Origin of the sequence: secondary endosymbiont of Heteropsylla cubana, from assembly GCF_000287355.1 — a bacterium.
GTDB lineage: Bacteria > Pseudomonadota > Gammaproteobacteria > Enterobacterales > Enterobacteriaceae.
In genome coordinates, this window is sequence record NC_018420.1 from 922,471 (window position 1) to 947,443 (window position 24,973).

Consider the following 24,973-nt stretch of genomic DNA (forward strand, 5'->3'; position numbering starts at 1 on the left):
TATGAATAATATTAATTATTATATATCAAATTACTTTCTAATTTTTTTGAGAAAATATAATAAATAGAAACATCAACTCATATAATATGATACATTTTATTATCACTGATAATAAAATTATTGAGATTATATATGATATATAAAGATTGAAATAACATTGTTATAAAAAAATTTGAAGATTGTAAAAAGAAATAATAAAAGAAGTTTATATGTAGATGAAGTTGTCCATGATGAAATCGTATTTCATGGAATATGAATGAAGATAAGATCCTATTAGCTTTTATAAATAAGATTCATAAAAAAACAAACATACTATCAACAATCACCATATTTAATATAAACCACTGATTTAAATACAAAATATTAATCAATAAAATTAAATCATGCTTCAATTTTATTTAAAAACTAACACCTTACTATGATATTAACATTTTCGCTTTATTTTAATAAAATAACTTCTCAAAACAGCGAGAAATTTGTAAGAACCTAATAACTAAAAAATATTCTATATTCTGAGTTAAAACATTACATGAAGTAATTTTTAAAACTTTAATCCGATGTAAAGATAAATACGATACCAGTGCAAGTTATAAAATTATCTAATTAAACATAATGAATAATAATTTAATTCTTATTAATAATTAATATGTATTTATACACATGGTTACTACTGTTTGTCTGCGTAATAGATGTTCTCATATGTAAAAAAAAGATACCTATAATAATGTATCTCAACATATTTCCACAACATTGAATTTATACTTTATTAACTTCGTTATGTTAAGATGCTAGTATTTACTACTATTGAAAAGTACCCGCAAGATATACTTCTCTTATGTTAGAGAAGGCAAACAACACGAAACGTAAATCGTCTTTATAAGAAGAATCGTCTGAGCTATATGCCCAACAAAATTTATACTTTGGTGAGCGCTTTGCTTACTTTTTCAAATAAATCACCAGATAAATTTTCTAGATTTTTTAAATCTTCTAAAGCTGAATACATCAATTTCTGTCGTTCTAAGTTATAACGTTTTACTCTTATGAGCGGTTCAACCATTATCGAAGATAACTGTGGATTATAAATATTTAAGTCAGTTAAAATCTCTACTAAAAACGCATATCCATTACCGTTAACTTCATGAAATGCAGCTGGATTATTAGAAGAAAATGCTCCTATGAGAGCCCGAACTCTGTTTGGGTTTTTAAGATTAAAAGAACGATGATTAAGTAAAGTTTTCACCTTATACAGGACATCCGGCGCTGGACTAGTAGCTTGTACTTTAAACCACTTATCCATAACCAAACCATCCTGATACCAACGATCATCAAACTGAGTTAGTAGCTGATTTTGACAAGGTAGTTGTGCCGCTGTTGCCGCTACTATTGCTGCTAGCGTATCTGTCATATTATCTGCCTGATGATATTGTTCTGTAATAAGATGCACTGCAAGCTTTTCATCCCCAAAAGCTAGATAATACAAACAACAGTTACGTAATGCGCGCAACCCGATATCACGATGTTCGATCCGATATATACCTCTAGGATTGGATCGGTAAACTGTTAAAAACTCATCTCTTAATTCATTTGCAATCCAAATTGTTAGTACATTACGTACATGATGAATAGCAATTGGATCCACACAATCAAACCAACTAGCCATTTCATTTTCAGTTGGTAGCATAATAATTTCTGCCACCAATGCTGGATCTAATCCAGGATTAGATAAAATCTTACGGAAGGCGTCAACAATATGTAATGGTAGATTTAGTGAATTTCCTGTTTGATAGAGTGTTACATTTAAACGAACATAAATAGATAGTAAGCTTTGTGTTGCATCCCACCGAGAAAAATCATTAGTAGAAAAAAGCATCAGTGTAATTAGTTCTTTATCCCTATAAGGGTAGTCTACCCTTACCGGTGCTGAGAAATTCCTTAATAGGGAAGGAATAGGACGTGAAGGTACTCGATCAAAGGTAAAACTCTGTATACTTTCATTTATATTTAATATTTTATTGAGCATCACACCATTATATTGAAGAGGAATGACTGCTCCATGAACATCGTATAATTCAATATCTAATGGAATATGCAATGATTTTTTTTCTGGTTGATCTAGGGTAGGTAACGTTTTTTGTGTGACATAAAGTGTATACTGGTTGAGTGTATTATTATAATCATCTCGCACAGTTAATAATGGTGTTCCTGACTGACTATACCAACGACGAAATAACGTTAAATCAATCTTTACGGCTTCCTCCATAGACACCAGAAAATCTTCACATGTAACAGCATTTCCATCATGACGTGACACATAGTAACGCATACCTGCTTGAAATTTTTCTTCTCCAAGTAAAGTATGAAGCATCCGAATAACCTCTGCACCCTTTTCATATACGGTTAAAGTATAAAAATTGTTTATTTCAATTACTTTATCTGGACGAATAGGATGCGCCATCGGGCTAGCATCTTCAGCAAATTGTTCACTTCGCATGATACGAACGTTATTGATTCGATTTACAACACGTGACCCAATATCTGAACTAAATTCCTGATCTCGAAAAACCGTTAACCCCTCTTTTAGACTAAGCTGAAACCAATCACGACAAGTAATACGATTTCCAGTCCAATTGTGAAAATATTCATGACCGATAACCCGTTCAATATTTAGATAATCTATATCAGTTGCTGTATCCATTCTAGCCAGTACATACTTAGCATTAAAAATGTTAAGCCCTTTATTTTCCATTGCCCCCATGTTGAAAAAATCGACTGCGACTATCATATAGATATCTAAATCATACTCAAAACCAAAACGAGTTTCATCCCACCGCATTGCACGTTTAAGGGAAGCCATAGCCCAATCCGCGCGTTCTAAATTGCCGCAATCAACAAATATTTCTAATTTCACTTCTCGCCCAGAACAGGTAATAAATTTATCTTGTAGCACATCAAAATTTCCCGCAACTAGTGCAAATAGATAAGAGGGTTTGGGAAAAGGATCTTCCCATACCACCCAATGTTTCCCCTCACCAGTATCCCCGAAATTAACAAGATTTCCATTGGAAAGCAAATAAGGATACTGTTTCTTATCTGCTAAGATGCGGGTGGTAAAGCGAGCCAAGACATCTGGGCGATCTAAGTAAAAAGTAATATGGCGGAAACCTTCTGCTTCACATTGAGTGCAAATGGTTTTTTTAGAGAGATACAGTCCATCAAGTGCAGTATTATTTTTCGGATAAATCAGCGTTTTTACTGTCAAAGTAAAAGTGTTTGGTAATTCCTCAATAATTAGAATATCTTCTTCTAAGCGATAACGAGTAGGTTCTTTACCATCTATCTGAAGGTTTATAAGACGTAAATCTTTACCGTTAAGCACTAAAGGTGTGCCGGCTTTTCCTTGAAGAACAACAGTACTGATTGCGGTAACCGTAGTAATATCGGCATTAAGATCAAAATCAAGATGAATATTAGTAATAGTATAGTCAGTAGCACGATAATCATGTCGATACTTTTCTTTCTGTTGTTGCATCATAGTAAACCTTGTTAGAATCAGTATTAATCTCTAAAGTTTAGTCTATCGACTATTGGGAGGGAATTGCCATAAGTCAACTAAACAAAGTTATTAAAATAGTTTAATAAGTTATTTTTTTTCCTATGAAAACATATTTTATATATAAATATATGCTTTTGGTTGCTTATTTTTATGTAGTATGTAATTTATATTTTTAAAAATTCTGGGTTTTAAGTGAATTTTTAACAAGTTTCTGCATATTTACAAGATTGATATTATAATTTTAATTATTGATTAAATTAGGAATTTAAAATACGATTTTTTCTAAATCTTAAGGAGATTACATTAGAATATAAATTCTACAGAATTTTAATCTTTTGTTGATAGTTTATATTTTTTAGTATATAAATTATTTTTTTTAACCTCATTAATAATATTATAAAGTTAACAATATTATTTATTTTAATACAGACTTAGATCTTTTAAAAACTATAGAAAAATTTTATAATTTTCAATTATTATTTTAAAATAAACGCATGTAACGTGACGTTAAGTCTTGTTATTTAAACTTGTAACAATAATTATAAATTAATTATAGAAAATTTATTTTAAAAAAAGTATGCTCAAGTAATTATTATACAATCTATCTTGTATAAGAAATATATTTTTTCGGTTTATACTTCTATGCATCATCTCCAGTCAAGAAAAAGCTACACTGTATATTACATTAATATCTCTAATAAACGAATAAACCATTATGAAAAATTTTACTAAATTACAATTAATCACTAAAACACAGTACATTTTAAAGTTAACTCTGATCATTATCTAAATAATAAAACTGCTAGATATATTAACAATATGTTTTAATGCATGATCACTGTCACTAGAAAAACTCTAAAGATAAAAGTGTTGTATTTAATTATAAATATTACTTAAAATAGTGATCTCACATAGAGTAACATTTTATTATGTTATACTTTACCTTTATGCTTGAATTCCAAACAGTAATTGATAAATTAACATATACTATAAATTTCTATAACTATTAAAATATTAACCTTTACTACTGAAACATGAATAAAAATATTCAACATGATGAGAAATAATTGTTTAGGCCATAGACCTCGATTTAAATATTATATGATAAATAATCATTTCAAGAACAATAAAATATAAGTATAAATCTAACATACCTGTAGAATAAAGAAGCTTTCTACGCAATAAAAATGAACAAATATAATAAAAATCTTGAAAGTATAAATCAAATAAACCAAACAAGTTAAGAATATGAGTGAGAAAATTTAAATATGTTCAAAATATAAAAAATATCTCCGGTTGTTTCAGAAAAAATTTAAAGAAAATATACCGAGATATTTAAAAGCAATTAATAATAGTGTTTAATTATAGAATTCGTTGACATATAACCAAGCAAATACACTTTACACTAATAACAATGTTGATATAAGTCGGTTTTTTAGAACAGATACATGAATTTAAATAGCATTACTTTAATTAATGTGTATAGAAACAAGTTCCATAAACATCATAGCGTTACTTCTTTCTTATGAACTAAGTAATCTAAACAAACTCACTCTAACTCGTTCAGTTTTGTGAGAAAAATTAAATAAAACTTACATCAACTATGTTTAGGGAAATTCTATCCCATAAAAACTAAAAATCGTGTAATTAATAGTTAATATTATTTTTTTTTAAAAAAATCACGAATTTGCTCTATTTAAAAACGTAAATGTTACGTTGACAACAACAAGAATATTATTTAGTAAATAAACACATCAAATAAAAAAAACCAACCCTTAATTAAAGATTTTTAATCTATTAGATTTTAACTATAACGTTTTATTAGATTTAGTTAATAATTCTAAGTATTTTAATAACCAATCCATCAGATAACAATAGATCAGAGAAATATTACTATAATTTAAAAAAAAATCAGATGCTATATCTAATAGAAATTTTATTACTAGTATTAAATATTAGGTAATTAGCTATTTATTAAGAGGTTTATCGTTTTATTACCTTAAAAATAAAATAATATTATGAAAAAATTAAAAATAAATATTTTTATTACTTAATAGCATAAACACTAATAAACTTATTTATTTTTAATATTGAGCTAACTACAAATGATTACCTCATTTAGTAACAATTCATTATAAAAAGTTAAATTAATTAGTTTATTCACTTTTAATTAAAAAGCTGACATTAATCAGATATTATCTTAAAAAATTCAATTTATTAAAACATTTATATGTTACATCTATTTTTTATCAGAATAAAACTGACCGATTAATATTTTAACAGGATCAATGCAACTTGCACGCCGTGCCGGATACCAACTTGCTAATAAAGTTAATAAGATTACCGTTATAAGGACGACACTGACATCTACCCAATGTAATTCCGTAGGCAAAAAATCAATAAAGTAAATATTACTCGACAATAACTGTTGACCAAGAAATAATTCAAATAATTCAACAAGTTTTGTTAAATTAAGAGCCGTTAACACACCGAATATCGCACCGAAAAAACTGCCGATTAAAGAAGCAAGTAATCCATACCAAATAAAAATACTAGTGATTAAACCATCCTTAGCACCAAGGGAACGTAAGATAGCTATATCATTTCTTTTATCATTTACCGACATAACTAATATTGAAACAATATTAAAACAAGCAACCCCTATCACTAATAGCATTGCTATATATATAATTATACGTATTATTTGAATATCACGAGATATATAGCCATGGGTACTGATCCAGCTACGAATTTTTACAGTATTATGGATGACTGCTCCTGCATCATGTACAATTTTTTCGGCATTAAACACATCTATTACCTTTATAGCAAGTCCACCCACATCATTATAACGATGCAAGTAATGTTGAGCATCTTCTAGAGGGATTATTGCGATATTTTGATCTAAATGGCTTTTTATAGATAAAATCCCGCTGACTTGTAATTGGATATGTTGAGGTAGTACGAGACTTCTTGTCGAATTATTATTTGGAGTGATGATCGTAACCCAGTCACCAGCCTTAACTTTTAACGTATTAGCGACCCCACCCCCTAAAATAATCTTTTGTTGACCGCTATGAAAGTGAGTCCAAGCATTTTCCTGAGAATAGCAATGAAAACTATTTAACTTTATTTCTATTTCGGGTTGAATTCCTTTTATTTCAACAGCTTGAAATTTATTATTATACTCAACTAACGCACTAAAATTTAGATAAGGAGAAACACCAAGGATTCCAGGTAACTGTTTAATTCGCTTTAAAGCTTCTTTCCAATCAAAAAATGGTGGATTTATTGGTTCAATTTGACCGTGTGGAATAATTGATAATATTCGATTATTTAATTCTCGATTAAATCCATTCATAGCGCTTAAACCAACAATAAGAACACATACACCAAGACCGATACCCATAACTGAGATAACTGAAACCAATGATAACATAAATCCCTTCTGCTGTCCGTAGCAGAAACGGATTGCAATCCGCAACGAGAGAGGGATGTTCATCCTATTTTCTTAACAAGACTCCGTCTCGCATTTCTAATTGATAGTCTAATCGCTTTGCTAAATATAGATCATGGGTTACAATTAGGAAAGCAGTTCCGTGGTCTACATTCAGCTTAGAAAGAAGATCAAAAATATTATTAGCATTCCTATAATCAAGATTTCCGGTAGGTTCATCAGCCAATACTAACGCTGGACGATTTACCAGCGCACGTGCGATCGCTACCCGCTGTCGTTCACCTCCAGATAGTTCTGCAGGTTGATTATAACTATGTTTCTCTAAACCTAGGGTAGCTAATATTTTCCAAGCTCTCTCTCGAGCTTCTATAGAGCAGATCCCACCAATGAGTAGCGGCATTGCCACATTTTCTAATGCAGTAAAGTCTGCCAATAAATGATGAAATTGATAAATAAATCCCATCCTACGATTACGCAACACTGCACGCGTAGATGATGAAAGCGTATGCAATACTTGCCCTTCAAAAATTACCTTTCCACTTGTTGGTTTATCTAACCCCCCCAAAATATGTAACAACGTGCTTTTTCCAGAACCGGAACTACCCACAATTGCCATCATTTTTCCAAACTCCAGTTTGAAATTGACGTTACGTAACACATTGGTGTAAAGACCACCTTCTTGATAACACTTTTGAAGTTGAATGCACTGTAATAAAGGAATATCACACATAACGTAAAGCCTCAGCAGGATAAATAGTTGCAGCGTACCAAGAGGGATAGATAGTGGCAATAATTGCTAATAGCATAGCTGATAGCATGATCGTTATTACCTGTAAAGGTTCAATAACAACTGGTAGTGCACGTCCATCAATTAATACTTCAAAGATTAGTATCAGTCGGTTTATATGAGTAGCAACTAATATTCCAATAGTAGTCCCTAAAAATGCACCGATAATACCTGTTATACTTCCTTGAATAATAAAAATTAACATCACCTGTCTACGAGTAAGCCCTTGAGTCTGCAAAATCGCTATTTCAGATTTTTTTTCTATAACAAAAAGTCCTACTGAGGTAAGAATATTAAACGCTGCCACTCCTACGATGAGGCTTAATAATAAACTCATTATGTTTTTTTCTAATCGCATTGCTTGAAATAATGCACCTTTACGTTCACGCCAATCTTTCCAAACTAAACCACCTGGAAGTAATTGGGTATTTATTTTATCTACCGATAAGGGCTTCTCTAACCACAACCTCCAACCACTAATATACCCGGAAGGATAACCCATAAGGCGTGATGCATCACTTTGATTAACAAGGAGTTGATAGCAATCTACTTCACTTTTAGCGGAGAAAATCCCAATTACTGTAAACAGTCTTTGATTTGGGATTCTTCCTATTGCTGTAAATTGGTTAGCACCAGGAAATATCAATCTTACCTTATCACAACATTTAACTCCAAGTATAGCCGCAAGCTCATTTCCTAAAATTACCCTGTATTGCCCAGGTATAAGGTTATTCAAGCATCCCTCTACAACATAAGAGGCTAACGGCTCGGGATCTTTTGGATTTACTCCAAGCATCACTCCAATTGAGAGACCACGAGTGCTTTGTATTACTATATCACCAACAGTTATCGGTGTAATGCCTAAAAACGTGTCTTTAATTACGTCGGGTATATAGTGAGAATCTATATGTCCATAAGAGGTAGTTAATAACGCATGAGGTATAAAATCAAGAATCTTACTTTCCAATTCATGCTCGAAACCGTTCATTACCGATAATACAGTAATTATCGCCATCACACCAAAAGTAATAGCTATCGTAGAAAACCACGATATCACTCGAAAAAAGCGATCTGCTCCTCTTCCAAGAACGTAACGCATCCCAATATATAAGACAACAGGTTGATACATTAATTTTCCATCTTAACGTGGTTGCAATAAACATTAATAAAAGATAATAAAGTGTCGCATGAAATTTCAAAAGTATTTTTAGTAAGTTAGAATTTTGCAAAAAAAGATAGATTTTTAAGGGATTATTTTCGTCGCCATAGTATTCTATAGGTAAGCCATCACCTATGGTATTCTCATGAAAATAAAAAAAAGATTTATTAGTATAGCACTATCATCACGTATGGTTGTTATACCTACTAAATCAAGCTGCTAAAAAAATGATTCTTGATCAGATTTTTACTACTCTGTAAATCTTATACATCGTCGATTATTATTCCAAACTAGTTCTTCTTATTAATCCAGATAAACAAAGTTATAACTGCGTCATAAGATTTTACAATTTAGTCGTTATCGAATATTAATCCTTCCGGTTGAAAATCCTTTCCTTATATTAGGCTTTTCTCCCCACCAAGATATTATTTCTGATAGGATAGCTACTATTTATCAAATCCCCTTTGCTAGTAAGGGGTCTTGTTATTCTTTTTGTAAAAACCTTAATGTGAGAATTTTTATCCAAATACTTTTTATATCGTTATGTATTAGCTAATAACTGAAGACAAAATCTATTTAAAAAAAAACAGTTCATACAAAATCAATAAGGTGGGCTATCGAAATAATTTTCAGATTTTGAAAAAAATGTGAACTCGCTATCTGCGACTCATTAGTAGATTTATTTTTTTAAAAATGTAGCATTTGAGCAGATTGAATTTTTAAAAGACAGAATAAACAACCCGTATATTTGCAATCTTGCTACTCAAAGGATATTTCAGGGAGTCAATTCTTTTAATTTGCCACCGACAGATGAATTTCTCAAATATTAAAGTCACCACAGATTTTTTCATATGCAATAGAGCCATCGATTTAATATACTTCTCGACTCAGCTTATACTTATTAAGAAGTAAACAAGGAGACTCTTCAACAGACATAGAACATTGGTAAACATTTTTTAATAAACGTCTAGTAGCTCTATACTTAATCTTCCGGAAACTACCTTGGTAGTTAATATCAGTGATCTTGAAAGTAGCGTATATCAGTTTTGGGGCAATGTGAAAGAATAGTTCTACACAACGCCCTTTAACTCCCCCCCCTATCAATCATTGTTGCAACCTAAAGCACTTTGGTTGAAGACAGATATCCTAATTTTCTGAACTTAAACATTGGACACAAGTGCAATTTAGTATAAAAATGCTCCCTAAAAAAGCAAACCACTACAACATGGATTACCAACCACTTCCAGATGTATCGATAGTAGAAGAAAACACAGTTTCTATGAAAAAATTGAGCCAGTTTTGTCGAGAATTTAAAGGTTCTATAATTTTTTCTGTGCAAACCGAAACCCAAAAAGAAAGCTTAGAGTTAAAGCTAGCTAAAATTAAACTCTTGCCGACACTAATTAAGAAGCTTGATGAAGCTACCATACCTGGCATTTATCTTATTATTGGGGATAGTAAATACGGATTTATTGATACTCTACATGCTAGGGCTCTAATCTGCGAAAATGATCTTTTAGGCGAACAAGTGACCCATCTTACTTATCAGAGTAATAGATATTCGATTAACACCGATACGTTAATAGGTGATTTGGCTAAATTACATAAAGGGCAACCACTGGTTCATTTAGAACACGGAGTGGGTAGATATGGTGGCATGACTACCCTAGAAGCAGGAGGAATTAAAGCCGAATATGTTATTCTTGTTTATGCCGGGAATGACAAACTTTATGTTCCAGTTTCCTCTCTACACCTTATTAGCCGATATAGAGGTGGTCCTGATGAACACGCACCGTTATATAAACTTGGTGGAGATACATGGACTCGAGCACGGCAAAAAGTAGCAGATCGAGTACGAGACGTAGCTGCGGATCTGTTAGATATTTATGCCAAACGTGCTGTAAAACACGGTTTTGCGTTTTTCAAAAATCAACATAGATATCAATTATTTTGTGATGAATTTCCTTTCAACCCTACTACAGATCAATTGCAAGCAATTAACGCAGTTATAAACGATATGACCCAACCATTAGCTATGGACCGCCTAGTTTGTGGCGATGTTGGATTTGGCAAAACAGAAGTAGCAATGCGTGCTGCTTTTTTAGCAATAGAAAATAAAAAACAAGTAGCTGTTCTCGTTCCAACTACTTTATTAGCACAGCAGCATTTTGATAATTTTCGTGAGCGATTTGCTAATTGGCCTGCGCGGATTGAGATGATTTCTCGCTTTCGCAACGCCCGAAATCAAATGCAAGTTCTGGAACATACCGCTAAAGGTCAAATAGATATTTTAATAGGAACTCATAAGCTCTTACAAAAAAATATCAAATGGAACGATTTAGGTTTACTAGTTATCGACGAAGAGCATCGTTTTGGAGTTCGTCAAAAAGAACGTATTAAATCTATGCGTACCGATGTTGATATTCTCACCCTCACCGCTACTCCCATTCCACGTACTTTAAGTATGGCTATAAGCGGTATGCGTGATCTTTCTATTATCGCAACCCCTCCAGCACGGCGACTAGCAGTAAAAACATTTGTTCAGGAATATGATGACCTCGTGGTACGTAAAGCTATTCTCCGCGAAATTCTGCGTGGTGGACAAGCTTATTATCTTTACAATGATGTGGAAAAAATTGAGAAAGCAGCTCTACGTTTAAAAGTACTTATTCCAGAAGCGCATATTTCTATTGCTCATGGCCAATTAAATGAACGTGAATTAGAGCGGGTGATAAATGATTTTCATCATCAACGTTTTAATCTATTAGTATGTACCACTATTATTGAAACCGGCATTGATATTGTTAATGCTAATACTATTATTATCGAAAGAGCTGATCACTTTGGATTGGCTCAATTACATCAATTACGGGGTCGAGTTGGGCGTTCTCATCATCAAGCTTATGCTTACCTCTTAACTCCTCCTTTACAAGCACTAAGTCAAGACGCTCGTAAACGTTTAGAAGCAATTTCTGCACTAGAAGATCTAGGAGATGGATTTTCATTAGCGACTCATGATCTAGAAATTCGAGGGGCAGGTGAGCTATTAGGAGAAGGCCAAAGTGGTCAAATTGAAACAATTGGTTTTTCTTTGTATATGGATCTTCTTGAAAATGCAGTAAATGCACTAAAATCTGGCCGTGAACCCTCTTTAGGAGATTTTACTCAACAGACAACCGAAATGGAACTTCGAATTCCAGCATTACTCCCAGAAGAATATATTCCTGACGTAAATACACGTCTGTTATTATATAAGCGCATTGCTAGCGCTACTAAGCAATCTACCATTGAAGATGTGAGAGTGGAGCTAATTGAACGTTTTGGTTTATTACCCAAACCAGCACAACATCTACTTTCAATAGGCTGTTTGCGGTTACAGGCGAACAATCTTGGAATCCGGCGCATTGAAAGTAATAATACAGGAGGATTTATTGAATTCAGTCGAAATAATCGCGTCGATCCTAATTATATTCTTTCTCTTCTAACACGTGAGCCAAAAACTTATCGATTAGACGGACCAACACGATTAAAATTTATATGTAACTTAGAAAACAGCAACACACGACTAGACTATATTGATAGCCTTTTACAAGCACTTCTGGAGAATATGTGTAATAATTAAAATATGTATTTTTTAGATAAATCTATATTCATTTCATGTTGCTGAAAAAATAATTGTTTAATTTCAATATATAAATTCATATTTTTAATAATATTTAAATGTATATAGTAAACTTACTAAGAAATTTTATTACTAAATAGAATAACAAATCTAAAAAAAATGGCACGATCCATCGTGATTTTTATCCTTAAAAAAATAATCCAAGCAAGCTTAATTACCCCACTAAAATTTAGAAATAAGTTTCTATTTCTTGTTTTTTTTGATAAAGTCATTTTTTTTAAAAAATTATCATGTAAATTTTTATAAATTTCTGTTAATTCTATTCTATTCTCATAGAATATTTAAGTTATCCACTTCACTCATTAATTAAAGACGAAAAAATGACTCATCTTCAAAAAGACAACTCTTTTAAAAAATTTGGACACATTCAACTGACAATCGGTAAACCACCTCCCCACTGGCCCTCTTGAGTATATTTAAGAAATATAAAATCAATAATTTATAAATCAGTATATTAGGTACCTATCATTTCAACAACTCAATTATAAATACAATGATCTTAGGGGTTTCTATGAAATTAAAGAAAATGTTTAAGACAATAAAAAAGTGACGATGAGTTTATAATTAACGCATATTCAAGATCAAAACCATCCATGATGATATTAATTAGTATATTTTTTAAATAGATATTGAGTAATGTTTTAGTCGATAAAATTATATTATTTAAATATAATATTAATTTCAATATTATTACTAATAATAATCTAATTCTGTAAGTAAAAACTCATGAAATAATTATTCATTAGCTAATTAAATAAAAAATTATAATATGAATTTTGTTTTAAAGAAATATACTTCTTAAGTCAGATTAAGAATAAAATAATATATAAATTAAAATAGCCTTATAGAATATATATTCCATTTTTTATAGTTTATGGTAAGATTTATTTTATTTTTTATAGCTTAAAATGTTACTTCAAGCTATTACAGATTGTTTTAAGGAATGCAAAATGAACAAAAGGCTTATCACCGTTTGTCTGTTTAGCGCCATTGTAGCACCTACTGCATTAGCTGATCATGCAGATGTACTCAAAAATCGCCTGAATCATTTAAATAATTTTCATGCCATCTTTATTCAACGAGTGATGAACGCTAAAGGAACCTTAATTCAAGAAGGAGAAGGAAAATTATGGATAAAACGACCTAATCTGTTTAGTTGCAAGATGATAAAACCGAATGATAGCATTTTGGTCTGTGACGGCAATACACTATGGTATTATAATTCTTTTTTTGAACAGGTCACTGCTTATTCGATCAAGGATATAATCGAAAAAACACCTTTTATTTTAATAACTTGTAACAATACATTTGATTGGGATCAGTACAATGTGGATAAAAAAGGTGATAATTTTGTATTAATACCAAAAAAAAATAGCAATAAATTAAAAAAAATCACTATTAATGTAAGAAACAATGGTATTGTTGACTATTTCGATACCATAGAAACTAACAATCAGCATATCTCTTATCAACTTCATAGTCAGCAAATTCGTTACATAGATAATAGTCAATTTCAATTCGTACCACCAAAAGGGGTAATTTTAGACGATCAGCGTCATTAAGTTTTTTATAGAAAACTATTCTATATAACTCTAGTTATGAGTAAGTAAATAATAATATAAATTGTAAACTTCATCGAGCAAACTAACTCATCAAAGATATATTTGTTGTTAATAAATAAATTACTATTGAAATCCTGAAAACAACAACTTCATCATAATCATTTTTGGTAAAATACTACACTCCGTTAAAAGTATTTAATAAAACACTAGAGGTTATAATTAATTTTATGATTTTAATGACTATAACTTATTAGAATAGTGAAGAGACAACTGCTCCATTCATATCAAACTTAAGTATTTAAAGAAGACAACACAAATCCGATGTTCAAAAAAACTCGATTATTTTTAAATAGAAGTTTAAAAAAAATAGCTAATAATGTTAAATGTATACTTAAATTTTTCATAAACATTAGAAGTTTGTCTAATGAATAAAGCTTAAAACATATTTATTAAAAATATGTAAACTAGTTTATTTAATTACACTAAAGAAATAATATTTCTATAATGCAATCCGCTTCCACAGAAGACTGCAATATACTTTATTCTATTTTAATCTTAGTAAAATTTTTTAAACCTAATCAAATTAATTGGTATTAAAAACAAGTAAGAGCAGACAATTTAAATCAAAAAAAAATAAGAAACTATAAACACAATAAAGCTAGTCGTAATTTATTAACATAGTTATGCTAAATGATTAGTTGGGACAAATAGAAATATCGTATATGTGAAACATAAAAAACAATATATTTTAATCAAGAAACGCCACAAATAAGTTACTTCCATAAGATATAAATAGAAATCATACCGTGAATAATATGATAAACCTTGTGTAAAAAAAGTTTTATTAGTATAAATTTTCACTAATAATTTTAATTTTTAACTTGTTTAATAAAAAAACTAAAAGAAGATATCCAATTTATTTTCCTGTTAGCTCTATATTATATTAATTAACACAATATTACCGCTCTAATTAAACTAATTTAGAATCTATAAAATAACATTTTTTTAAGAAATTTTTTATATCCACTATTTCCTTGAATTTATTAATCTATTCATAGAGTAGTCTCTAATAACACGATGTAAAAAATACAATAAACGTGTTATTACTAATACTCTCATATTTCGATTACGTGAAAATTTTACTAGTTAAATTTAAATAATCTATTTATATCAATAATCTAAAAATAGTTGTTACAATATAAAATTGTAAAATTAATTATAAAAAAATAATAGTAAACAAATAGTCTATTATACGAAGCAGTTATTGCTGAGAATGAATATGCTGTATCAAATCTTAAAAGCACTGATATTAAATATAAGCAAAAAATCATGTTAATGATAACTGTTACCGATTAAGTATGAGTATACAATAAGATCTTATCTAACTGTTACTTGGTAACATAGGTAAATTAATTAGTTAAGTATTAATGAGTAATACACTAGTTACTAACTAAATTAAAATACATACTATCTAACTAGTAGGAGAAAAATATCACTTAATGCAATAAAGTGAAGTCAATAAAACACTACCGATCATTATAATATTATGACAAAGTTGTTAAAAAATCCATAAAATATATAACCTTACTCTTTTTTAAAAAAGAGTTTAGGTTACTCAAAATACATAGATAATCATAGGGAGGGGAATAGTATGCTTGATCCCAATCTACTTCGCAATAAAATGGACGTAGTTGCTAGAAAATTAGCACGTCGAAAATTTACATTAGATGTAAAAAGATTACAGGAAAAAGAACAACTGCGTAAAATACTGCAGATAAAAACCGAGAAGCTTCAAGCTGAACGTAATACTCGCTCTAGAGTAATCGCTCATGCAAAATCCCGAGGAGAAGATGTTGAGTTACTACGAGTAGATCTTAATCGATTAGCTAATCAATTACAGTCTACTAAAACTGAATTAAAAGCTCTACAACAACAAATTCAAGAGTATGTACTTTCTCTACCTAATATCCCTGACGACGATGTACCGGAAGGAATTAATGAAAATGACAACAGAGAGATTTCTCGTTGGGGAAAACCCCGAAAATACGATTTTCCTATTCGTGACCACGTGGAACTTGGAAATCTTACAGGTGGCTTTGATTTTTCTGCAGCTATTAAGCTTACTGGTGCACGATTTATAGTAATGCGTGGTCAAGTAGCTCAATTACACCGAGCCTTAACCCAATTTATGTTAGACCTGCATACTCAAGAGCATGGTTATGTGGAATATTATGTACCTTATCTTGTTAATCAGACATCCCTATACTGTACAGGACAGTTACCAAAATTCTCCAAAGATCTATTCCACACTACATCTCTTAATGAAAGCAAAAAAAATATCACTTATACTCTTATTCCAACAGCAGAAGTTCCATTGACTAATTTAATGCGAGATAAAATTTTCGAAGAAGATCAATTACCGCTTAAAATTACTGCTCATACACCATGTTTCCGAACAGAAGCTGGTTCTTACGGGCGTGATAGTAGAGGTCTTATTCGAATGCATCAATTTGATAAAGTAGAAATGGTACAGTTAGTGCAGCCAGAACAGTCAATGCAAACGTTAGAAGAGATGACTAGTCATGCAAAAAAAATACTTCAACTACTGGATCTTCCATATCGAAAAGTGTTATTATGTACTAGTGATATGGGTTTTGCTTCTTGTAAAACCTATGATTTAGAAGTATGGTTGCCTACTCAAAATACTTATCGTGAAGTCTCTTCATGTTCTAATATGGGGTCTTTTCAAGCACGACGAATGAAAACCCGCTATCGTAATCGGATAAATAAAAAACTACAATTATTACATACTCTAAATGGTTCCGGTTTAGCAGTTGGGCGTACACTTATAGCTATATTAGAAAATCATCAGCTTCCCGACGGTCGCATAACAATACCAAAAGTATTACAGCCTTATATGCAAGGTTTACATCATATAAATACAAACAATTCCATATAAATTTTATTTACCTCACCTAAAAAGAACGTGCATTTCATTCGGAATTAGTGATAAACTTGATGTAGAGAAAATACGACTTATTTGATTTATTTTAATAGATTCAACTAATTAAATAGTATTTTCAACAATACCACACTGTTTTTTTTACTTTAAATAAAAAGACATAACATCTTAAATAGATTATAACATTTAATCTAAAACTAGATTTATTTTATAAAATAACTGTAACAACCATTTTTTTCTTCTCTAATAAAATTATTGTTAATAATAGTTAAATAAGAAATGGATTACTTAGTTTTTAGTATATTATTTTTTGTTAATTTAAGTCTTAGTTAAATCTTAAACACTTGTTTTACATATTATAAAAAACCAAATTCGTTTATATATATCTTAAGAGTAATATGATAGATATAGCTTTTATTTTTTTTGAGATTCTCAAATAGACTTTTGAGTATTCTTGTTATCAAATCATTGCTTATCTAGTTTTTAGTCAATACATTAACAACGAAAAAACTGTCTTGTAAAAGTTACAGTAATTACATACTAATATAAATACTACATGTATTAAATTGATTTTTTTTAGTTTTATAAAACAATAAAATTTGTTTCTTTTATTTCTAATCGTAAAAGATTTTTCATCTTATTCCGTTAATAAAAAGATAATTTTACTAAATAAAATACTTCTAATTTTCTTTGATACTATTTCCTTATTTTTATATTGAGTCATCTAAACTTTTACTAAAATTTTTAATAAAAGAGAATATAAAATTAACCTACCCCCCCCCAAAAAAACTCTCTAGATCGTCTAAATATTCATTAATAGCTATATTAGAAAAAAAACACGAACCAACTGTAAAATATTTAATTTTTATATTTGTGAAACAGTTACTCACTGCTAATTTTCTTAGTAATAATCTTTGTAATTATTTTTAATTGTATTAAATAAAACAACTATAATTAATTGCAATTTATTAACATTTTTATAAAAAGAGGGATCAGATTGTGAAAGAAACATTAGGATTTGCTCGTCTCAAGGCTATAATTTATAAAAAAATCTTATTTATAAAGAAAATCTTTACATTTTAAAAACCTATGTTAAGGATATATTATCATTTATTTTTCTGTTATTGCTTCTTATCTTAACCTGGTTATTTCCACCCTACCCTAGGACTCCGCTATGAGTAATCCATTACTAACATCTTTTCTCTTACCTCCCTTTTCTAGCATTCGTCCGGAGCACGTCGTCCCAGCAGTGAAAACGTCTTTAAAAAATTGCCAGGATAATGTTACAAGTGTTATAGCACAACCGGGTTCTTTTACCTGGAACAGTCTCTGCCAGCCATTAGCGGATATAGATAATAATTTTCATCGGATTTGGTCAACTATCTCTCATTTAAATTCGGTTAAACATAGCAGAGAATTGCGTGAATCCTACAAAGAAAGCCTATTTTTATTATCTGAATATAGCACTTGGATAGGACAACATTATGAGTTGTACCAAGCTTATCGCCAATTGCGTAATAGTTATCACTACATAACGCTGACGATATCGCAAAAAAAATCCATAGATAATACCTTGCGAGATTTTTTATTATCGGGCATTGATCTACCTACAATACAAAAACAACGTTATGGAGAAATTGTTTCTCGATTATCTGAACTTAGTTCAATCTATAGCAATAATGTATTAGATGCTACGATGGGTTGGAGTAAACTCATAACAAACAAAAAAACGCTAGCTGGCATACCTGAAAGTGCTTTATCGATTGCACGCGCTCAAGCAGATACTCACAAATTAGAAGGTTGGTTATTAACACTCGACATTCCAAGCTATTTACCGGTTATCACTTATTGCGATAACGCCAATCTGCGTGAAGAGTGTTATCGCGCTTATAACACCCTAGCTTCTGACTGTGGTCCTAATGGAGGAAAATGGGATAATGGTCCTATTATGTCTGATATTCTGAATATGCGTCATGAATTAGCTCAATTATTAGGATTTAAAAATTATGCTGAAAAATCTTTAGTAAATAAAATGGCGAAAGATCCAAAACAAGTACTATGCTTTTTAAATGATTTAGCTAGTCGAGTAAAGCCTAAGGGAAAAGAAGAGTTAGAACAATTGAAAACTTTTATAAAAACTAACTTTGATCTTGACACCTTAAACCCATGGGATGTTCCTTATTATAGCGAAAAACAAAAACAATACTTATTTTCAATAAATGATGAACAACTTCGCCCTTACTTTCCTCAAACTAAAGTCATTAACGGGTTGTTTGAGATTGTCAATCGCATCTACGGTATTACCGTTAAAAAGCGTATTAATGTAGACATCTGGGATCCCCATGTTACCTTTTTCGATGTATATGATCATCTAAATGAAATTCGTGGTAGTTTTTATTTGGATTTATATACCCGAAATAATAAGCGTGGTGGTGCTTGGATGGACGAATGTGTTAGTATGATTCGCAAAGGAAATGGAGAACTTCAGAAACCGGTCGCCTATCTTACTTGTAATTTCAACCGCCCGATAAGTGGCAACCCGACCTTATTTACCCATAAGGAAATTATTACACTTTTTCATGAATTTGGTCACGTATTGCATCACATACTAACTTGTATTGAAACCCCTGGGGTATCCGGTATTAACGGCGTTCCTTGGGATGCTGTAGAGTTACCTAGTCAATTTATGGAAAATTATTGCTGGCAACCTGAAGCTCTAACATTGATTTCCAGCCATTATGAAACAGAAGAACCTATACCTAAAAATATATTAAATAAATTGCTTGCAGCAAAACACTATCAAACAGCGTTTTTTCTTCTTCGTCAACTTGAATGTGCGCTATTAGACTTCCGCCTACATTCTGAATACCAATCTGGCCAAAATGTACGTTTGTTTGAATTGTGGGAACAAGTAAAAACACAGGTAGGAATTTTTCCAACAGTAACATGGGGGAGATTTCCCAATACTTTTACCCATATTTTTTCAGGTGGATATGCCGCTGGATATTACAGTTATCTATGGGCCGAAGTTCTATCTGCAGATATTTGGTCACGGTTCTTGGAAGAAGGTATTTTTAATCGAAATACTGGAAAAGCATTTCTCGACATATTTCTTTCTCAAGGTGGATCTGAAGATCCAATGGTGTTGTTTTCTCGTTTTCGAGGACGTGAGCCACGAATAGATTCTATGCTTAAACATTATGGGTTTTAAATATATAAAGCAATAAAATAGGAGTTTTACATCTCGAGCATTGATTTCCATAAAATCCTAAATTTTATTGAAAATAGTGAGATTAAAATAAGGAAGAATGCATTTTATTGTTCAAGAGACAATAAATTGTCTTCCTTAAAATATTTTTATATAATAAAATATATTCATATATATAATAATATAATTATTAATAAATTTTATCATAATTATGATATTATTCATTAAATTCTGACAATAAATAACAAGTATTTTTTTCTCTATATTGTCATTGATTTTGAAAAATTGAGCATTGTTCTTATTAATATCAGATGGATAATTGATATAAAGAAAAAATTTTTTATTCTCAATAATATTTATATATTTTATATATTCCACCTAATATGATGTATTTCGATTAATAAAGTTACGTGTAATCAATACAAATAAAACGTTAGTTTAGATCGCATTATTGATTACATAGTCTTTACTTATATCTCAATTTATACTACAAACTTCTACGGTATAATCTATCATATATTTTGATATAAAATTTTAAAATCTACCCATATAACGCCACGATGTATAATCCTAATATGGATAGATCATTTTCATGGAAAACAAACTGTTTTATACAATAATTATTTAGTAGTAATTTTAATTTAATTTTCTAAATTAGATAATATTTCTTACAAAATTATCTTAAATATAAAAAAATACTAAATATGTGCTATATAATAAGATATACTAAAATATGTATCTAAATTAACTAAAAAAATTACAACCTCGTTTAAGTGTTTTTTTAGTTTATATAATTATATAATATTTTCCTGCTAATCTAGTTTTATGATTAAAAACATAGAATTACTTAAAATATATGTTATAAATAGACTAAGTTCTTATTTTAATTTTTATATGAGCTCCTAGCTCTTGAAGTGACGATTAGATTATGAATATATGTATTCACTTATAAATGCAACTTATAAAAAAAGCTACTGGGTAGTAAAAAAAGCATAATAATTGCTCAATAATACTACGTTGATCTATCCTAAACCCGTTAATACTAGCTTGTAATTATCCTGACCTCCCTATAATTGCTTCCTAAATTACAGCTTCATCGTAGAGGCATACTTAGGATATTATTAGGCCTTTGATTGTATGAGTGACAAGCCTCACCAGTGCGTTATTATAGCTATTGCCGGCGCATCTGCTTCAGGAAAAAGTCTTATTGCTAGTACGTTGTATCGAGAATTATATGATCAAGTTGGCGATGAGCATATTGGTATTATCCCAGAAGATAGCTATTATAAAGATCAAAGCGAAATGACTATCACTGAACGGATCAAGACTAATTATGATCACCCGAGTGCCATGGACCATAGTTTACTTTTTCAACATATTCAAATGCTGAAGTCCGGTTTACCAATTCAAATGCCGGTTTATAGCTATGTGGAACATACTCGTCGTCCTGAAACCTATCAGCTTCGACCAAAAAAAGTTATTATTATAGAAGGCATTTTGTTGCTTACCGATTTACGTCTTCGCCAAGAAATGCATTTCTCAATATTTGTTGATACACCGTTAGATATTTGCTTAATGCGACGTATAAAGCGAGACGTTAATGAACGTGGTCGTTCAATGGATTCTGTGATAGAGCAATACAAGAGGACGGTTCGCCCTATGTTTTTACAGTTTATTGAACCATCAAAACAGTATGCCGACATTATCGTCCCTCGTGGGGGTAAAAATCGAATTGCTATCGATATTTTAAAAGCTAAAATCAGTCAATTTTTTGAATAATCGTTATCTAATAATATAAATAAACCAAATTAGGATCACACCATGATTAAAGCTTAGCTTATATTAAATATTATCTTATTAACTAATTAATATATTTATATGGCGTTTAATAAACGCTATGTATCTTTATTTTTTAATCAAATAACTACCCTCTAAGACACTTTATTAAATTAACTTGATTTCATAATGCTCATCATAGTTAATAACTAAACTCCAACGTATTTAAATAAACTGTTATACAAATATTAATCTATTTAAAGATTTTTTTAGTTAAGTTTATAATCATAAGAAATTTATTTAATCAAATTGAATACGATGTAACTTATTTTATAGTTCTATTCCATAAAAATTTTATTTTTTTTGAATAGATTACTTATTATCATCTACTTTAAATTACATTTTTTTAAAATTTATTTATTTTACATAAACTATTCATTAGTTTTAATCATAAAACATTTATAATTGATAATAGTAGTTTTACTTTACCCCCCTAGAAAGTTATAAAAAATTTTACTTAACAATAATGTTTGTTAACAAAATATTTTTTTATAATAATTATTTATTATACTATTTTTATAACTATTTTTAGCTGGAATTTACATATGTGCCTTAATTTAAGCCAACAAGAAGCTATCAAATGCGTAAATAGACCCTGCCTAATATTAGCTGGTGCCGGATCTGGAAAAACTAAGGTTATTATTAATAAAATTAGTTATCTAATCCGAAAATGCGGATATGAAGCTCAACACATAGCGGCACTAACTTTTACCAATAAAGCCTCTAATGAAATGAAATTACGATTAGCTAAAGAGCTCGGTTCTCTAAAAACACGCAAACTAACTGTCTCTACATTTCACATGCTAGGACTTACTATTATAAAAAAGGAATATCAAACCTTAGGAATAAATTCTAAATTTTCTCTTTTTGATGCACAAGATCAAAAATCTCTTTTAAACAGTCTTTCCGAGCAGTGGTTTAAGGGAAACAAAGAATTGATTCAATCACTTATGTTGTCTATTTCTAATTGGAAAAACGATCTATTATCGCCTGAACAAGCAAACAACTCAGCGATTTCTCAACATGAAAAATTGTTTGCTCATTGTTATGCTCTTTATCAAAATTATCTTAGATCTTGTAATATCCTTGATTTCGATGATTTAATTTTACGCCCAATACAGCTATTAAAACGAAATAAAGAAGTTCGTAAACGATGGGAAGAAAAAATTAACTATTTGCTAATAGATGAGTATCAAGATACAAATCCTAGTCAATATGAACTAATAAAGCTATTAGTAGGATCTAAGGGTTGTTTTACTGTAGTTGGTGATGACGATCAATCCATTTATTCCTGGAGAGGCGCTCGTCCAAAAAATCTAGAATTATTACAACAAGATTTTCAAACACTTCAAGTGATTAAATTAGAGCAAAATTATCGTTCCACTAAGCGAATCTTAAACGCTGCCAACATTCTTATTTCTAATAATCCCCATTTTTTAAAAAAACGTCTTTTCTCTTTATCAAACTATGGCGACATTTTAAAAGTCATCGATGCAAGTAATGAAGAAGATGAGGCAGAAAAAGTTATAAAAAAAGTAATTACTCATCACTTTATTAAAAAAACTCGTTATCAAGATTATGCTATTTTATATCGCAGCAACCATCAATCTCGATTATTTGAAAAGATTTTAATTAAAAATTATATTCCTTATCGTATTAGTGGTGGAACATCATTTTTTTCACGACCAGAGATCAAGGATCTTCTTGCTTATCTTCGTGTGCTAATTAATCCTAATGACAATAGCGCCTTTTTGAGAATAGTCAATACACCTAGACGAGAGATAGGCACCGCAACATTAGCTAAATTAGGAAATTGGGCAACACAACGCAATAAAAGTCTCTTTTCTGCTAGTTTTGATATTGGTCTTGAACAAAAATTAAAGGGCATCAACCTTAAATTTTTAAAAAACTTTACTATATGGTTGCAAAAAATAGCCAAACAAGCTGAGATTAGACCAATAGAAGCGCTGCATGAACTTATTATAGACATTGACTATAAAAATTGGCTTTATGAAGTATCTACAACATCGCAATCAGCGGACATACGAATTAAAAATGTCAACCAACTATGTACTTGGGTCACTGAAATGCTAACTGGATCTGAATTACAGGAAGCAATGACATTAGATCAAATTATCACTCAATTTACTTTACGTGATATTATGGAAAATAACAATGATTGCGATGAGGAACGCGATCAGGTTAAATTAATGACTTTGCATGCGTCTAAAGGACTTGAGTTTCCGTATGTTTTTTTAGTCGGAATGGAAGAGGGTTTATTACCACATCACAATAGTATTTCTGATAATAACATTGAAGAGGAAAGGCGCCTTACTTATGTCGGTATTACTCGTGCACAAAAAGAATTAACTTTTACTCTATGCCGGGAACGATGTCATTATGGGAAAATTGTAAAACAAACACCAAGTCGATTTCTCTTTGAATTACCTAAAGAAGATATAGAATGGAGAGCAACATACAAATCGATGAGTGACGAAATGCGTATCACTCAAGCTCACAAACATTTATCTACAATTCGAGATCAGCTATCTAAAGCTCGAAATAAAAGTGATTAATATTTTTTTCAAACTATCCTCAAATTCTTATATAAGAATAAGTTTTAAGATAAGGTCTAGTATAGCGTTATTAGATCAGCGTTTAGAAAATTTTTTAAAAAAAACATAATAAAAATTATCAATCTAATTTAATTTTATAAAAGTTAATTAGATTGATTATAATAAAATAATTATTTAACTATTTTTATAAA

General features: G+C 30.2%; 9 protein-coding genes and 1 pseudogene. 6 read left to right on the top strand and 4 right to left on the bottom strand.

Annotated features, from left to right (window positions below):
- Positions 1-913: 913 nt before the first annotated feature.
- From pepN to lolC, 4 genes are all read right to left on the bottom strand, one after another.
- Positions 914-3,532: an aminopeptidase N gene (pepN, locus tag A35E_RS02485; RefSeq protein WP_014889109.1), complete on the bottom strand. Its 2,619-nt coding sequence runs from the start codon at positions 3,530-3,532 to the stop codon at positions 914-916.
- Between the two features lie 2,260 nt (positions 3,533-5,792).
- Positions 5,793-7,055, bottom strand: coding sequence for a lipoprotein-releasing ABC transporter permease subunit LolE (gene lolE / locus A35E_RS02490; protein ID WP_014889110.1), 1,263 nt, complete (start codon positions 7,053-7,055; stop codon positions 5,793-5,795).
- A 1-nt stretch (position 7,056) separates the two neighbouring features.
- Entirely contained in the window at positions 7,057-7,740 is a 684-nt protein-coding gene (lolD, locus tag A35E_RS02495) for a lipoprotein-releasing ABC transporter ATP-binding protein LolD (protein WP_014889111.1), read from the bottom strand.
- Positions 7,733-8,926: a lipoprotein-releasing ABC transporter permease subunit LolC gene (lolC, locus tag A35E_RS02500; protein WP_014889112.1), complete on the bottom strand. Its 1,194-nt coding sequence runs from the start codon at positions 8,924-8,926 to the stop codon at positions 7,733-7,735. Before lolC ends, lolD begins: the two co-directional genes overlap by 8 nt.
- A gap of 1,017 nt (positions 8,927-9,943) precedes the next feature.
- Between lolC and mfd the strand changes: the two are divergent.
- The 6 genes and pseudogenes from mfd to rep all read left to right on the top strand — a co-directional run.
- A pseudogene (mfd, locus tag A35E_RS02505) lies at positions 9,944-12,578 on the top strand (transcription-repair coupling factor); the annotation flags it as partial.
- Positions 12,579-13,588: 1,010 nt separating this feature from the next.
- The gene (gene lolA / locus A35E_RS02510) at positions 13,589-14,200 is read left to right on the top strand and encodes an outer membrane lipoprotein chaperone LolA (RefSeq protein WP_014889114.1); all 612 of its coding nucleotides are present in this window, start codon (positions 13,589-13,591) and stop codon (positions 14,198-14,200) included.
- Positions 14,201-15,851: 1,651 nt separating this feature from the next.
- Positions 15,852-17,159, top strand: coding sequence for a serine--tRNA ligase (serS, locus tag A35E_RS02515; protein ID WP_014889115.1), 1,308 nt, complete (start codon positions 15,852-15,854; stop codon positions 17,157-17,159).
- Positions 17,160-18,336: 1,177 nt separating this feature from the next.
- The gene (gene prlC, locus A35E_RS02520) at positions 18,337-20,373 is read left to right on the top strand and encodes an oligopeptidase A (RefSeq protein ID WP_014889116.1); all 2,037 of its coding nucleotides are present in this window, start codon (positions 18,337-18,339) and stop codon (positions 20,371-20,373) included.
- A 1,134-nt stretch (positions 20,374-21,507) separates the two neighbouring features.
- Positions 21,508-22,149, top strand: coding sequence for a uridine kinase (gene udk, locus A35E_RS02525; RefSeq protein ID WP_014889117.1), 642 nt, complete (start codon positions 21,508-21,510; stop codon positions 22,147-22,149).
- A 602-nt stretch (positions 22,150-22,751) separates the two neighbouring features.
- On the top strand, positions 22,752-24,782 hold the full coding sequence (gene rep / locus A35E_RS02530) for a DNA helicase Rep (RefSeq protein ID WP_014889118.1): 2,031 nt from the start codon (positions 22,752-22,754) through the stop codon (positions 24,780-24,782).
- The last annotated feature ends 191 nt before the right edge of the window (positions 24,783-24,973 follow it).